Origin of the sequence: Streptomyces sp. NPDC096310, from assembly GCF_044763125.1 — a bacterium.
Classification (GTDB): Bacteria; Actinomycetota; Actinomycetes; order Streptomycetales; family Streptomycetaceae; genus Streptomyces.
The window spans coordinates 113246-128329 of sequence record NZ_JBIWFO010000019.1 but is presented as its reverse complement, the minus strand read 5'-3'; the positions used below and the strand labels follow the sequence as shown (position 1 = coordinate 128329).

The 15084-nt window shown below is 71.9% G+C and carries 13 protein-coding genes and 1 pseudogene; 11 read left to right on the top strand and 3 right to left on the bottom strand.

The window, feature by feature from the left end; all coding sequences use genetic code 11:
- Positions 1-98 precede the first annotated feature (98 nt).
- Positions 99-1433 carry a sigma factor-like helix-turn-helix DNA-binding protein gene (locus tag ACIQ7D_RS28400; RefSeq protein WP_403942193.1) on the bottom strand — a complete coding sequence of 445 codons (1335 nt, stop codon included), beginning with the start codon at positions 1431-1433 and terminating at the stop codon, positions 99-101.
- A gap of 116 nt (positions 1434-1549) precedes the next feature.
- Between ACIQ7D_RS28400 and ACIQ7D_RS28395 the strand changes: the two genes are divergently transcribed.
- Positions 1550-3400, top strand: coding sequence for a DUF6350 family protein (locus tag ACIQ7D_RS28395; RefSeq protein WP_403942191.1), 1851 nt, complete (start codon positions 1550-1552; stop codon positions 3398-3400).
- 6 nt (positions 3401-3406) lie between these two features.
- Here ACIQ7D_RS28395 and ACIQ7D_RS28390 read toward each other — a convergent pair whose 3' ends face one another.
- Positions 3407-4417 (bottom strand): hypothetical protein, encoded by a 1011-nt coding sequence (locus tag ACIQ7D_RS28390; protein ID WP_403942190.1) that lies wholly within the window; start codon positions 4415-4417, stop codon positions 3407-3409.
- 293 nt (positions 4418-4710) lie between these two features.
- Between ACIQ7D_RS28390 and purN the strand changes: the two genes are divergently transcribed.
- Entirely contained in the window at positions 4711-5361 is a 651-nt protein-coding gene (gene purN / locus ACIQ7D_RS28385; RefSeq protein WP_403942188.1) for a phosphoribosylglycinamide formyltransferase, read from the top strand.
- A complete protein-coding gene (purH, locus tag ACIQ7D_RS28380) occupies positions 5354-6994 on the top strand; it encodes a bifunctional phosphoribosylaminoimidazolecarboxamide formyltransferase/IMP cyclohydrolase (RefSeq protein WP_403942186.1) in 1641 nt (546 codons plus the stop codon). Before purN ends, purH begins: the two co-directional genes overlap by 8 nt.
- 97 nt (positions 6995-7091) lie before the next feature.
- Here the strand turns inward: purH and ACIQ7D_RS28375 are convergent, their stop codons facing one another.
- On the bottom strand, positions 7092-7694 hold the full coding sequence (locus ACIQ7D_RS28375) for a hypothetical protein (protein ID WP_403942183.1): 603 nt from the start codon (positions 7692-7694) through the stop codon (positions 7092-7094).
- A 262-nt stretch (positions 7695-7956) separates the two neighbouring features.
- Here ACIQ7D_RS28375 and ACIQ7D_RS28370 point away from each other — a divergent pair, with 262 nt between their 5' ends.
- The 8 genes and pseudogenes from ACIQ7D_RS28370 to ACIQ7D_RS28335 all read left to right on the top strand — a co-directional run bounded on the left by ACIQ7D_RS28370 (position 7957) and on the right by ACIQ7D_RS28335 (position 14971).
- The gene (locus tag ACIQ7D_RS28370; RefSeq protein ID WP_403942180.1) at positions 7957-8832 is read left to right on the top strand and encodes a bifunctional methylenetetrahydrofolate dehydrogenase/methenyltetrahydrofolate cyclohydrolase; all 876 of its coding nucleotides are present in this window, start codon (positions 7957-7959) and stop codon (positions 8830-8832) included.
- Between the two features lie 32 nt (positions 8833-8864).
- Positions 8865-9497 (top strand): DUF3017 domain-containing protein, encoded by a 633-nt coding sequence (locus tag ACIQ7D_RS28365; protein ID WP_403942177.1) that lies wholly within the window; start codon positions 8865-8867, stop codon positions 9495-9497.
- 392 nt (positions 9498-9889) lie between these two features.
- Entirely contained in the window at positions 9890-10279 is a 390-nt protein-coding gene (locus tag ACIQ7D_RS28360; protein WP_403942175.1) for a helix-turn-helix domain-containing protein, read from the top strand.
- A pseudogene (locus tag ACIQ7D_RS28355) lies at positions 10206-11406 on the top strand (RNA-guided endonuclease InsQ/TnpB family protein); the annotation flags it as partial. The gene ACIQ7D_RS28360 and the pseudogene ACIQ7D_RS28355, both read left to right, overlap by 74 nt.
- A gap of 322 nt (positions 11407-11728) precedes the next feature.
- Positions 11729-12829: a helix-turn-helix domain-containing protein gene (locus ACIQ7D_RS28350; protein WP_403942173.1), complete on the top strand. Its 1101-nt coding sequence runs from the start codon at positions 11729-11731 to the stop codon at positions 12827-12829.
- Between the two features lie 249 nt (positions 12830-13078).
- Positions 13079-14068 (top strand): malate dehydrogenase, encoded by a 990-nt coding sequence (locus ACIQ7D_RS28345; protein ID WP_403942171.1) that lies wholly within the window; start codon positions 13079-13081, stop codon positions 14066-14068.
- A 130-nt stretch (positions 14069-14198) separates the two neighbouring features.
- Entirely contained in the window at positions 14199-14444 is a 246-nt protein-coding gene (locus ACIQ7D_RS28340; protein ID WP_384994659.1) for a helix-turn-helix transcriptional regulator, read from the top strand.
- Entirely contained in the window at positions 14444-14971 is a 528-nt protein-coding gene (locus tag ACIQ7D_RS28335; protein WP_403942169.1) for a hypothetical protein, read from the top strand. The genes ACIQ7D_RS28340 and ACIQ7D_RS28335 overlap by 1 nt, the downstream gene beginning before the upstream one ends.
- The last annotated feature ends 113 nt before the right edge of the window (positions 14972-15084 follow it).

Sequence of the window (15084 nt, the reverse complement as noted above, 5' to 3'; positions counted from 1 at the left end):
GTCGCCTTCGTACGGACCACCACGCGCGTGGGCCCGCACCCCGGGCAGGGGTGCGGGCCCACGCGCGTGTGCGGGACGTCTTCGATATGCCCGAGCGGTCAGCGTGCCAGGGGTACGAGCCGGTGCGGTCCGTTCATCGGCGCGGCACGGAGCATGTTGCGCAGCCGCAGGTCCTGCGGGCTGAGCCGCTCGGGACCGCTGGGCACGGGCACACCGCCGACCCGCTCGCCCGGTGACTGGGGCGGGTCGTACTGCCGCGGAGCGGTCGCCAGCGTGAAGCTCGTGGCCCCGATGATCAGCACGGTGAAGGCGATCGCCGCCCGCGTCCAGATCTTGGCCCGCCGCTCACTGCCGTCCCGTACGGTCCGGGCCGAGACGATCTCCGGAACGGTCACCGCGCGCACGAGCGCGGCCAGCCGTTCGTGCAGCAGATCCGTGTCGGCCAGCTCCGGCACGCGTACGGAGACCGCCTTGCGGGCGCGCATCAGCCGGTGCGCGGTGGCCGGGGTGGAGGCCTCCGTCTCGGCGGCGGTCTCCGGCAGGTCGAGCCCGAGCCCGTCGTAGAGCAGCAGCGTACGGCGGTACGACGGCGGCAGGGCGAGCAGCGCCTCACGCAGCGCCCGGCCGTCGGGGTTCTCCTGCTCGCCACGGACCGGGTCGGGGCGGCGGTGCGCGCGGCGCAGCCGGTGCCAGGGCGACATCGCGTACTCGTGCGCGGTGGCCCGTACCCAGCTCACCGGGTCCCGGTCGACGGCGACCCGGGGCCAGTTCTCCCACGCGCAGTGGAAGGCGCGCTCGACGGACTCCTGGGAGAGGGCGCGCCGTCCGGTGAGCAGATACGCCTGGCGCACCAGGGCGGGCGCGGTGCACGCGTACAGCGCGTCGAACGCCTGGTCGGGCGTGAGCGAGGCGACGGCCGCGCCACTGAACGCCACCGGGATCACGCCGGGTTCCACGGCCGGTGCTGAAGGTGGTGCGGGTGCCGGCGTCGAGGGTGGTGCGGGTGCCGGTGCCGGAGCCGGAGCCGGTGCTGGAGCTGAAGGTGGTGTCGGTGGTGCCGCTCTTGTACGGTCCTGGGGCTCCGCCGCGGTGGCGTGGAGGTGTCGCGCGGCGGATCGTTCCTGCGCCGCCCGTACCGCCGCCCTCTCGGTACGTCGCGCCCGTTCCTCCGCCTGCCGCAGTTCGGCCGCGATGCCCGCCAGCAGCTTCGCGTAGACCTCCCCCTTGCGCCCGCGCGGCGTCGTACGGCCGGTCTCCCAGGACCGGATCGTCGCGCGGGTGACACCCACCGCGGTGGCCGCCTGCTTCTCGGTCATCGCCTTCGCCTCGCGCAGCCTGCGCCGTTCCTTGGGGGCGGGGAGCGCCGAGCCGGAAGCGCCGGCCGGGGCCTCGCCGACGGGCTGCGGGGTGCTCTGCGTGGTGTTCTGGGTCATGAGGGACTCCCCGCAGCACGGTACTGGGCGAAAAAGCACATAAGCGTATATTGAGCGACATGGCGAGTATTCGCCTGTTACGCAGATAAAGCGCGTGTCGTGGGCAACATGGCTTTGTGACCCAATTGACCGATCGCGGTACACCGTTGTCCTCGGCCTCGGCCGTCGACCGCGGCCGGGCCGCCGCGCTGACCGCCTCTTTCCTCCGTGGAGCCATCGCCGCGGGCCTCGGACTCGGCACGCTCGCCGTGCTCCTGACGATGATGTGGATCGCCTCGCCGTACCCGGACGGCGGAGCCGGCGCTGCCCTCCATGTGGCGGCAGGGCTCTGGTTGCTGGCCCACGGCATCGAGCTGGTGCGCCCCGAGACGCTGTCCGGCGTCCCCGCTCCGCTCGGCGTCGTGCCGCTGTTGCTCATGGCCCTGCCGGTGTGGCTCGTCCACCGTGCGGCGCGGGACACGCTTGAAACGGAGGAGGGACGTCCGCAACTCACCGCGCTCGGTGCCGTGTCCACGGTGAGCTGCGGATATCTGCTCGTCGGCGGGGCCGCCGCGCTCTACGCGGGGGGCGGGCCGCTCACCGCGCACCCGCTGCGCGCGCTGCTCACCCTCCCTGTCCTGACCGTTCTGTCCGCGACCGCGGGGGCCTGGACGGCGAGTGGGCGCCCGCACGGGCCGCTGCCGATGTGGCTGCCCCGGGGCGTCCGGACGGTGCTGGCACGTACCCGGACGCGGTCGGCCCTGCGCTCCGGCGCGGCGGGCGCCCTGCTGCTGACGGGGGGTGGCGCGCTGCTCGTCGGGGTGTCGCTCGGCTGGCACAGCGATCCGGCGCACGCCTCCTTCGTACAGCTCGCCGCGGACTGGTCCGGACGGTTCGCGGTGCTGCTGCTGGGGCTGGCGCTGGTGCCCAATGCCGCGATCTGGGGCGCGGCGTACGCACTGGGCCCCGGCTTCGTGCTCGGGACGGGCGCGACGGTCACCCCGTTCGGCGTGCTGGGCAGCCCCGCGCCGCCGTCCTTCCCGCTGCTCGCGGCGGTGCCCGAGGGGCCGAGCACGTCGCTGCACTGGGCCGTGGCGGCGGTGCCCGCCGTCGTGGGGCCGACGATCGCCTGGTTCACGCTCCGGGTGGCCGCGCCGCCCTTCTCCGTACGGGAGGAGGCGTGGAGCGCGCGCGACACGGCGTTCGGGACGGCCCTCGGGGGCGCGGTCTGTGCCGTGCTGACGGCGTTCCTGGCGGCGATGGCGGGCGGACCGCTGGGCAACGGGCGACTGGCCGCGTTCGGCCCGGTGTGGTGGCTGACCGGCGCCGCCACGCTGATGTGGACGGTGGCGCTCGGCGTACCGACGGCGCTGCTGCTCCGGGCCTGGCGGCTGCGGAAGCGGTGGGTGAAGGGCGTACGGGAGACGGTCCGGATGGGCCGGGCGGAGCGGCGGGACGCGCGGAAGGCGGAGAAGGAGGAGAGGAAGAAGAAGGAGGCGGGGAGGAAGAAGAAGGAGGCGGGGAGGAAGAAGAAGGAGGCGGGGAGGAAGGCCGCGCCGACGGTGGCGCCGGGCGTCGTGGAACCGGAGCTCCCGCCGTGGTGGCGGGCGCCGCTGTGGTGGCTGGGGCTGCGGAGCGGTACGGGGGAGGCCGCGCCGGCGGGCGGTCCGGACGCCGTACCGCAGGACGCCGTACCCCCCGGTGCGGGGGCCGTGCCCTGGGCGGGGCAGGCGGGGGAGGGCGCGGACCCGGACGAGGAGCCGTACGACTTCCTGGCGGCCGACGCCTGGCACGAACGCGGGGCGCGGGAGGCGCGGTGGGCCGCGTTCAAGGAGGCGTCGGGCGGGCTGATGGCCGACTTCCCGGCGGCGCCCCCGTCCCCGGCCGGGACCGACCCAGGGCCGTCCCCAGCGGACCAGCCCGGCCCGGGCCGGCCCCGAGCGGACCGGCCCCGGACCGGCCGGACGGAGGAGGGAGGCGCCCCTTGAGCCCGGCTACTCCTTGACGCCGAAGACGGGCTCCAGGGAGCGCGGCAGCAGATCGTTGCAGGAGAGCTGCCCCGTCTTCGTCAGCGCGTCGTTCACGCACGTGTAGTAGTCGCGGTAGACGAGCTGCACGGTGAAGGTCGTCGCCACGATCGCCAGCGCGAGTCCGGCCGCCACCAGACCGCTCACCGCGGCCGTCGTCAGGGACCTGGTCGCGATCTGACCGGACGGTCCTGACTGCCCCGGCTGGTCGCGCCGGTTCGCCGGGACCGGCTGTCCGGAGCCGGGTGCGGATGCGCCGTCCGACGGCTTCCTGGTCCTGGTCCTGGCCCGCAAAGAGCTGGCGCCCCAGTAGACCGCGAGCGCGCCGAGGAGGAGGGCGATGTCGGGGAGGTCGAACAGCGCGAAGAAGAAGGCCCACATCCCGCCGAGCAGGGCGTAGCGGGCGCGGCGCTGGGCCGGGTCCGTCGGATCCCAGCGCGGTCCGCCGCCGCGCCCCGTCTCCTGGCCGTCCTGGCCGTTGGCCGGTCCGTTCTGCCCGTTCGGTCCGCTGCCCTGGCCGCCGGGGCGGCTGCCGAAGCCGCCCGAGGAGCGGCCGGGCTGGCGGCTGCTCCACTGGCTGCCCCAGCCACCGCGGCCGGATCCGCCGTCCTGCCCGTCCTGTCCGCCGCCGCTCTCGGGGTGCCGGGGCTGCCACGGCTGGTCGGGCCTGCCCTCGGGCGGCGGTGCGAACGGATTGTCGTCGGCGGAACCGCCGGATCCGGAGCGGCCGGACCCGGACCCGGACCTGCCGGAACCGGCGGGCCCGGAACCACCGGAGTCGGAGCCGCCGGAACCGGAACCACCGGGCCCGGACGTCCCCGACGTATCCGAGGGTCCCGAGGTAACGGACGGTCCGGGCTCCTTGGGGCCGGAGCCCGACGAAGGGCCGGTGGAGGAGGACTGGCGTTCTCGCGGCAGCAGCACCGGCCCAGAGGGTGGCGGGAGGTGGAGTGCCGTGCGGCGGCGTCGGTCCTGCATGTGGTGAACGTCTTCCCCTCAGACCCATCACGCGGGGGTCTTGTCCAGTACGGGCCCGTCCCGGAGACAAACCCTGTCCCCAGACGCTACCTCCCGGCCGAGCCCCCGTCCCGTGGGGGCCGCTCGGTGTGCCGGTATCGTTGCTGACGGTCGGCTCCTTCGTAGAGTTCCCCGTATCGGGGAACGTGACTCGTTCGTACGACCCCACAAAGTCGTACGACCACGCCAAGTAGCCGTCCACACAACGCCGCACGCCCCGCGAGGCTGTGCTCGCTCCGAGAAAGGCGCCCGCTGTGGCCTCCCCGCCCTCCGCCCCCCGGCCTTCCGCCGCCCCGGCCAGGATCGTGGTCCTGGTCTCCGGATCCGGTACGAATCTGCAGGCCCTGCTCGACGCCATCGGCGACGACCCCGAGGGCTTCGGCGCCCGGATCGTCGCGGTCGGCGCGGACCGGGGCTCCATCGCCGGCCTGGAGCGCGCCGAGCGCGCCGGACTGCCGACCTTCGTGCACCGGGTGAAGGAGTACGCGTCGCGGGAGGCGTGGGACGCGGCGTTCGCCGAGGCGACCGCCGCGTACGAGCCGGACCTCGTGGTCTCGGCGGGCTTCATGAAGATCCTGGGGAAAGAGTTCCTGGCGCGCTTCGGCGGCCGGTGCGTCAACACGCATCCCGCGCTGCTCCCCAGCTTTCCCGGTGCCCACGGCGTACGCGACGCGCTCGCCCACGGCGTGAAGGTCACCGGCTGCACGGTCCACTTCGTCGACGACGGTGTCGACACCGGCCCGATCATCGCGCAGGGCGTGGTCGAGGTCCGGGACGAGGACGACGAAGACGCTCTCCATGAGCGCATCAAGGAAGTCGAGCGACGCCTGCTCGTCGAGGCCGTGGGGACACTGGCCCGGCACGGCTATCGCATCGAGGGACGAAAGGTATACGTCGGTGAATAATCAGGGGTCCGCGACGGCCGCAGGGACGAACGCCGCAGGTACGGCCACCGAGGGAACGCCCGCCGCGGGCACGTCCGCGGACGGCACGAAGCGGCCCGTCCGCCGCGCGCTGGTCAGCGTCTACGACAAGACGGGCCTGGAGGAACTGGCACGCGGTCTGCACGAGGCGGGCGTCACCCTGGTCTCGACCGGCTCCACCGCCGGGAAGATCGCCGCCGCCGGTGTGCCGGTCACCAAGGTCGAGGAGCTGACCGGCTTCCCCGAGTGCCTGGACGGCCGCGTCAAGACGCTGCACCCGCGCGTCCATGCCGGGATCCTCGCCGACCTGCGCCTCGACTCCCACCGCGAGCAGCTCGCCGAGCTGGGGGTCGAGCCGTTCGACCTGGTCGTCGTGAACCTGTACCCGTTCCGCGAGACGGTCGCCTCCGGCGCCACCCCCGACGAGTGCGTCGAGCAGATCGACATCGGCGGCCCCTCGATGGTCCGCGCCGCCGCCAAGAACCACCCCTCGGTCGCGGTCGTCACCAGCCCCGAGCGGTACGCGGACGTCCTCGGCGCCGTACGCGACGGCGGCTTCGACCTGACGACGCGCAAGCGGCTCGCGGCGGAGGCGTTCCAGCACACGGCGGCGTACGACGTGGCCGTGGCCTCCTGGTTCGCGGACGACTACGCGGCGGCCGACGACTCCGGCTTCCCCGACTTCCTGGGCTCCACGTACGCGCGTACGAACGTGCTGCGCTACGGCGAGAACCCGCACCAGCCGGCCGCGCTCTACACCGCGGGCGAGGGCGGGCTCGCGGAGGCGGAGCAGCTTCACGGCAAGGAGATGTCGTACAACAACTACACGGACACGGACGCCGCGCGCCGTGCCGCGTACGACCACGCCGAGCCCTGCGTCGCGATCATCAAGCACGCCAACCCGTGCGGGATCGCCATCGGCGACGATGTCGCGGAGGCACACCGCAAGGCGCACGAGTGCGATCCGCTCTCCGCGTTCGGCGGGGTGATCGCCGTCAACCGCCCGGTCTCCGTCGCGATGGCCGAGCAGGTCGCGGAGATCTTCACCGAGGTCATCGTCGCGCCGGGGTACGAGGACGGTGCCGTCGAGGTGCTGGCCCGCAAGAAGAACATCCGCGTGCTGCGCTGCCCCGAGGCCCCGGCCGCCGCGGTGGAGGCCAAGCCGATCGACGGCGGCACGCTGCTCCAGGTCACCGACCGGCTCCAGGCGGACGGCGACGACCCGGCGAACTGGACGCTCGCGACGGGCGAGCCGCTCTCCGAGGCGGAGCTGCGCGAACTGTCCTTCGCGTGGAAGGCGTGCCGCGCGGTCAAGTCCAACGCGATCCTGCTCGCCAAGGGCGGCGCCTCGGTGGGCGTCGGCATGGGCCAGGTCAACCGCGTCGACTCCGCGAAGCTCGCGGTGGAGCGGGCGGGGGAGGAGCGGGCGAGCGGTGCGTACGCCGCGTCCGACGCGTTCTTCCCGTTCCCCGACGGCCTGGAGATCCTGCTCGACGCGGGTGTCAGGGCCGTGGTCCAGCCGGGCGGCTCGGTCCGCGACGAGCTGACGATCGAGGCGGCGCGGAAGGCGGGCGCGACCATGTACTTCACGGGGACACGCCACTTCTTCCACTGATGACCGACGCCGAAGGCCGCGTCCTCTCGGAAGGGAGGACGCGGCCTTCGGCTGTGCTGCTCTCCGTGGTGTGCCTAAGCGGTGCACCGACGGCGTGTCAGTGGCGCGGGCGGCTGAACCACGCCGAGGCCTGGCCGTTCACCATCGAGGCCAGGATGATCCCGCTGCACGCGAGCGAGATGATCCCGCCGAACGCCGCGGAACCGTTGCCGGCGGCCAGGTTGCTGAGACCGCCGAGGAGCGAGAGCGAGGCGTAGACGATCGTCGTGACACGGATCCCGGTACCGCCCGTGGCGAACTTCACGCCCAGGAAGATCGAGAGGGCGCCGAGACCGATGAGCAGCACGCCGAGGGCGATGCCGACACCGCCGACGAGGCCGGCGATCTCGCTGTCGCCCGAGGCGCTGCTGACCACGCCGAGGGCGATGCCGACGCCGAGCCCGAAGAGGATCTGGAAACCGGCGAAGATGAAGAGGATGACCCGCGCGGTCTTCATCAGACCGGGCATCTCCATCTGGCCACCGGGGTAGCCGTACCCCATGGGAGCCTGCGGCGGGGAGGGGTAGCCGTAGCCGGGCTGCTGGGGCTGGCCCTGCGGGTAGCCGTACCCCGGCTGGCCCGGCGGCGGACCCTGGGGCTGGCCGTAACCGGGCTGCTGGCCCTGCTGGCCGTAGGGATTGTTGGGGTCGCCGAAGCTCATGACGGGGTTCCTCCGTTGGTGATGCGGGGACGGAATGGCCCGCGCGGAGGAAAATCTCAGGTCTGAGCGGTCTGAGCGGTCTGCCCCCCGACGCCGGCCGCACTGCGACGTAATCGTGTTATCAACATACGGTTTTGTCCAGTCGCCTTCACAGGTGTTGTGCAAGTGCAACGTTCCGTGCGCACGCCTGTGCAGATACGGGCCGGGGTACGGCAGGGGCGCGGATTGGAACCCGGGAGGGGTCTTCCGCGAGGATGGGGGCATGAGCGCCCAGATTCTCGATGGCAAGGCCACCGCAGCCGCGATCAAGTCCGATCTCACCGTCCGCGTGGCGGCCCTCAAGGAGCGGGGTGTCACGCCCGGTCTCGGAACCCTGCTCGTCGGGGACGACCCGGGCAGCCGCTGGTACGTCAACGGCAAGCACCGCGACTGCGCCCAGGTCGGTATCGCCTCCATCCAGCGTGAGCTGCCCGACACCGCCACCCAGGAGGAGATCGAGGCGGTCGTCGCCGAGCTGAACGCCAACCCCGAGTGCACCGGGTACATCGTGCAACTGCCGCTGCCCAAGGGCATCGACACCAACCGGGTGCTGGAGCTGATGGACCCGGCCAAGGACGCCGACGGGCTGCACCCGATGAGCCTGGGCCGGCTGGTGCTCAACGAGCCGGGGCCGCTGCCCTGCACCCCGTACGGCATCATCCAGCTCCTGCGCCACCACGGCGTCGAGATCAACGGCGCGCACATCGTGGTCGTCGGGCGCGGGATCACCGTGGGCCGGTCGATCCCCCTGCTGCTGACCCGTAAGTCCGAGAACGCGACCGTCACCCAGTGCCACACCGGCACGCGCGACCTGCCGGCGCTGCTCAAGCAGGCCGACATCATCGTGGCCGCGGCCGGCGTCCCGCACATCATCAACCCCGAGGACGTCAAGGAGGGCGCGGTCGTCCTCGACGTCGGCGTCAGCCGGGATGAGAACGGCAAGATCGTCGGCGATGTCCACCCGGGCGTCGCGGAGGTGGCGTCCTGGATCTCGCCCAACCCGGGCGGCGTCGGGCCGATGACCCGCGCGCAGCTTCTCGTCAATGTCGTCGAGGCGGCCGAACGTACGCTCAAGGACGCCGACGCGGACGCCGGCTGAGCGCGGACCCGAGCGGGAGAGGGGCGCCACTGATGGGTGCTGGCACGAGCCGGGACGCGGGTTCGGACGCGGATACCGCGACAGCCACGGACACGACGGACACGACGGACACGGGGACCGGTACGGATACCACCGGAGACCAGCGCGGCCCGGGGGCGGCAAAGAGCTCGCAGGCCGTGGACGTCCCGGGAACCACGGGCACCCCGGGAACCACGGAAGCCACTGACGCCATCGATGCCCCGGAGGGCTCCGAGGCGGCGGACGAGGCCGATCCCGGCAGGCGGTTCTCGCTCACCCGCGACACCGCGCCCCCCGAGGGCGGCGGCCGGGCCGCGCCCCGGGACGCCCCGGCGCCCGCCCGCCAGTGGCCGCTGCTCAGCGTGCTCGGGACGATCGGCCTCGGGCTGCTGATCGTCGGCCTTCACCCCTTCGCCGAGGCGTTCCGTATCGGCACGATCCTGATCGGTATCGCCCTCGTCGGCGGTGCGGTCCTGCGGCGCGTCCTGCCGTCCGTCGGCATGCTCGCCGTGCGCTCACGCTTCACCGACATGCTCACGTACGGGCTGCTCGGCGTGGCGATCGTGCTGCTCTCGCTGATGACACAGCCGAAGCCGTGGCTGGAGATCCCGTTCCTGGAGGACACCCTGCACTTCACCGTGCGGTAGCCGGAGGCCGGTAGCGGGTAGTCGGTGGCGGCAGGAGCAGCGCCGGCTGGTCGGCGGCCCGTACCCGACGCACGGCGGCCCGTCCTCTCCCCCGAGGAGGACGGGCCGCCGCTTTCATCCACCGCTGTGGGCCACATGTGGCCGACCCACGTGGGGCGTTCATACATTCCCCCTGTGCGGTACGTGTGCGAGTGAGGGCCTGGGGTGTGCTGACCTGCGGGGACGGGTGGCTCCATGGGACGCGGTGGGACGTCGTGGGACGGCCCCGCGCGTCCCGTGAGAGGTACGGAGATGGCCGGAACGCGACGGGGACGGGGTGGGGCGGGGAACCGGGCGTTCGGCAGGGGACGCCTTGGGGAGGAAGGGGGTGGGGAAGCGACCCCGGACATCCGATGACGCATGAGGTGGACATGCCGCGTTGGAAGGAACTGCCCGCGGAGTTACCGGAGAAGGACGTACAGCTTCTCGTCCAGCTACGGCGGCTCAAGGACCGGTCCGGCCTCGGACTCACCGGGCCGGCGGCGAAGACCGGATACAGCCGCTCCTCCTGGGAGCGCTGTCTCAACCGGAAGCAGCCAGTGCCCAGAGGGGCCGTCGAAGAGCTGGCCAGGGCGTGCGGGGCGGATCCGACCCGGCTGCTCGTCCTGCACGAGGTGGCGGCGGAGGCGAACGGCCGGGCCGCCCCCGCAGAGAAGCCGGGTGGTCCGGTTGATCCGTGCGTACAAGTTCCTCATGCGGCCCACCGTGGGCCGGACGGCCGCACTCGGCGAGATGCCGCGTGATCACTGCTCGCTCTGCAACGGGGCTTTGCAGGAACGCCGTGACGCCTACCGGCACAGCTCGAAGGTCACCGTCCGGTATGGGCAGCAGTCCGCCCAGCTCAAGGACATCCGGGCCTTCGAACCCTGAGCGGCAGGGCCGTTGGTCGTTCTCTTCGCAGCAGGCCACCTTGCGGCGCCTGGACAAGGCATTCGCCGCGTTCTTCCGCCGGGTCAAGGCCGGGGACGCGCCGGGCTATCCGCGCTTCCGTGGGGTCAACTGGTTCGACACGGTGGACTTCCCCAAGGACGGCGACGGCTGCCGCCGGGACTCAACACCGCACGACCCCGTCACCCGCGTCCGATTCCAGGGCGTCGGGCACGTCAAGGTCAACCGGCACCGGCCGGTGGTCGGCAAGGTCAAGACCGTGTCCGTCAAGCGCGAGAGCAAGCGCTGGTACGTCATCCTGACCGCCGAACAGGATGAGCCCGAGCCGCTGCCCGCGACCGGGTCCGTGGTCGGCATCGACATGGGCATAGCGTCGTTCCTCACCACGTCCAACGGCGAGCACGTCCCCAATCCCCGCCACGGCCGAACGGCCGCCGCGAAACTGGAAGCCGCACAGCAGGCCCTCGCCCGATTCCCCCGCGTCCGCCGGGACAAGCGGACCGCGAACCACCGCCGGGCAGTCGAGAAGGTCGCCAAGCTGCACCGCAAGGTCCGCCGTCAGCGTCTGGACCACGCGCACAAGACTGCCCTCGGTCTTGTGCGGGAACACGATGCCATCGCGCACGAAGACCTCAAGATCCGCAACATGGTCAAGGCCCCCACACCGAAGCCCGACCCTGACCAGCCAGGCAGATTCCTGCCCAACGGGTCCGCCGTCAAGGCCGGACTCAACCGTTCGATCTCGGATGCCGGATGGGGGGTGTTCCTGACGATCCTCACCGCCAAGGCCGAAAACGCCGGACGGGAAGTGATCGCCGTGGGCCCCCGCAACACCTCCCGGACCTGCCCCGAATGCGGGCACGTCGACAAGGAGAACCGGCCCGCACAGGAGAAGTTTCACTGCGTTAGCTGCGGCCACCAGGCGCACGCGGACACGGTGGGCACCCTGAACGTTCTACGGGCCGGGCTGGTCCGTCGCGACGCCAACCCGGCATTGCGAGAAGCCCCCTCATTCATGAGGGGGAGGAGCCACGGTGTGCTGAGTGCGCAACGGATGGGAGACTGGGGCGGTGTTCGGGCCGGGGCGCGCGGCGACGCGTGCGTGCGGCCCCGAATGCTCCCGTGCGTGGCGCGCCCAGGGCCTGGCATCCTGGCCGGGGGCGCCTTCCACGGCGGTCCACGGCAGGGGGAAAGCCGGGGACGGGCCGGGTGGGCCGCGGGCGCGGGGGAGCAAGGCGGCGCGGGGGAGCAAGGCACAGCGCGGGGCTCATCAGGCACGTGCGGGGGGACAAGGGGGAGGCGGAATGCCTCGTTGGAAGGCGCTACCGGAAGGGCTCGACCCGGAGGTCGGCGAGTTCACCAGCCAGTTGCGCAGGCTCGTCGACCGCAGCGGTCTGAGCATCGCCGCCGTGGCCGACAGAACCGGTTACAGCAAGACATCGTGGGAGCGCTATCTGAGCGGGCGGCTGCTCCCGCCCAAGGGTGCGGTCGTCGCGCTGGCCGAGGTCACCGGCACGCATCAGATCCATCTGACCACGATGTGGGAGCTGGCGGAGCGAGCCTGGAGCCGTTCCGAGATGCGCCACGACATGACCATGGAAGCGATCCGAATAACCCAGGCGCGGACAGCACTTGCCGAATCCGGGAAGAATCCGATCGTCGGCGCGGAGGGGGCCGCGGGTGGCGCGGGTGGCGCGGGTGGCGTCACGCCGCCGGGCCATGCACGTGGCACCGTACCTCCGCGCGGGACGCACGGTGCGCACGCGGCGTACGGTGCGCACGGAGCGCCGTCCTCCGCCCCGCCAGGCCCGGCCACCGGCACCCGCCCGGGCAAGGGCGGCCGGCGCAAGGCGCTGGTCTTCGTGTCCGGTGTCGTCGGCGCGCTGGTGGTGGTCGCCGCCGCCTTCACGCTCACCAGTCTCGGTGGTGACGGCGACGGCAAGGCGGTCGCCCAGCCGCCCCCGCCCAAGCCGTCCACCAGCGAACCGGTGCTGCCCGAAGGGGTGAAGTGCGCCGGTGAGGCGTGCGGGGGCAAGGACCCGGAAAACATGGGCTGCGGCGGCCAGTTCGCGGAGACCGTCGCCAGCGCCACGGTCGGCACCGCGCTGGTCGAGGTCCGCTACAGCAAGACCTGCGGAGCCGCCTGGGCGCGGATCACGCAGGCGGCCCTCGGCGACGAGATACGGATAACCCCCGCGGAGGACCAGGACCAGGACCAGGACCAGGACCAGGGCCAGGGCCAGGACGAAGGCCAGGGTCAGGACCAAGGCCCAGGCCAGAACGGTGCGGTGAAGGTCGGCACCAACGGGTACACGGCGATGCTCACGGCGCCGGACGCGGCGAGCGTCACGGCGTGCGCGACGCTCACGACCGGCGAGAAGGGCTGCACCACGCCCCAGCCGTGACGGCGAACCGCGCGGCCACCGGACAATCCGTACGGGTCCTGGGACATCCGTACGGTCGTGAGCCGCGCCACAAAGGGGGCGTGGGTGCGCGCCGTCCCCGGTCGGATAGCCTGGCCGCCGGATATCTCTTCACGTCAAGATTCGGATGCCGGGCGGTCGAACACCGGTCCGCGTACGGAGCGGCGCTGCGGAGATGTCCCGTATCAGGGGCAGGGACCCTCACCGCCAGACTGTCTTACGGAGACCGCCATGACCCGCACTCCCGTGAATGTCACCGTCACCGGCGCGGCCGGCCAGATCGGTTACGCGCTGCTCTTCCGCATCGCCTCCGGCCAGCTCCTCGGCTCGGACGTGCCGGTCAAGCTGCGTCTCCTCGAAATCCCTCAGGGCCTCAAGGCCGCCGAGGGCACCGCGATGGAGCTGGACGACTGCGCCTTCCCGCTGCTCAGCGGCATCGAGATCACCGATGACCCGAACGTCGCCTTCGACGGCGCGAACGTCGCCCTGCTGGTCGGCGCCCGCCCCCGTACCAAGGGCATGGAGCGCGGTGACCTGCTCTCCGCCAACGGTGGCATCTTCAAGCCGCAGGGCAAGGCGATCAACGACCACGCCGCCGACGACATCAAGGTCCTCGTCGTGGGCAACCCGGCCAACACCAACGCGCTGATCGCGCAGGCCGCCGCCCCGGACGTACCGCGTGAGCGCTTCACCGCCATGACGCGCCTCGACCACAACCGCGCGATCTCGCAGCTCGCCGCCAAGACCGGCGCCGCCGTCTCCGACATCAAGCGGCTGACGATCTGGGGCAACCACTCCGCCACGCAGTACCCGGACATCTACCACGCGGAGATCGCCGGGAAGAACGCCGCCGAGGCCGTCAACGACGAGGCGTGGCTGGCCGACACCTTCATCCCGACCGTCGCCAAGCGCGGCGCGGCGATCATCGAGGCCCGTGGCGCGTCCTCGGCCGCCTCCGCCGCCAACGCGGCCATCGACCACGTCCACACCTGGGTCAACGGCACTGCCGAGGGCGACTGGACCTCGATGGGCATCCCGTCGGACGGTTCGTACGGTGTGCCGGAGGGCCTGATCTCCTCCTTCCCCGTCACCACGAAGAACGGCGTGTACGAGATCGTCCAGGGCCTGGACATCAACGACTTCTCGCGCACCCGGATCGACGCCTCCGTCAAGGAGCTGACGGAGGAGCGCGACGCCGTGCGCGAGCTCGGTCTCCTCTGACCGGACCCGCACGCCCCGCTCCACCCCGCTTCGAGAAGGCCCCGTACCGCCGGACCACCACCGGCCGTACGGGGCCTTCTTGTTGCCGGTCCTGTTGCCAACGTCCTCGTAAATGTAGTACTTCTTATACATGAGCGAGCAGGTGCACAATAGGTTGGCTGTGGTGAGGGCTGAACGGAAAGTGTCCCGTCAGCAGTTGGCCGAGGCGGTGGGAGCCCATTACCAGACCGTCGGCTACATCGAGCGCGGGCAGTACAACCCCAGCCTCGACCTGGCCTTGAGGATCGCGGAGTACTTCGGCCTCCCCGTGGAGGCGCTGTTCTCCCTCGAACCTTTCAGCCCGCTCACGCACGAGGTCTACGGGAGGAAGCAGTGATGACCGCACGAGAGACATCGACGCCGGCGGCGCCGACGGCGTACGACCGGCGCATGTACGCGCTGATGAACCGGGGCGAGGCCGGCTCGTTCCACGCGACGGCCGGCCGCAGAAAGCTGGTCGTCGGCGCCCACATCGCGCTGACCGCGCTCATGATCGGTTCCTGGGGCGCGGCGCAGGCCATGGACCGGACCTGGCCGCTCTTCGTACTGATCGGGCTGCTCCTGCCCTGGTGCCTGGCGACCGGCGTCCTCAACGGCGCCACGCGCGGGCTGCTGGAGCTGCGCGGCCGGATGCTGGACGAGCGGCAGCGCGCCGAGCGCGACCTGATCAGGGCCCGCGCCCACGGGATCACCCTCCGTGTGCTGCTGGGGGGCGCCTTCGTCTTCGTCGTACTGCACGCGCTCGGGGGCAGGGACGTGACGGTGTCGCTGTCGTACGCCCTGGTCGTGGCCGTGATCGTGCACTGGATGACGCCGCTGTGGCTGGCCGGCCTCCGGGTCAGGGACGAGCCCGCCGACGACTGACCCGGCATCGGCGGACAAACGTACGGCGTGAGCGAAAGAGACACAGAGCACTTTCGGTCACGCCGTACGCATGCTTTCCACCCCCCTGGGCAGATGCCTGAATCGCCAGTTGT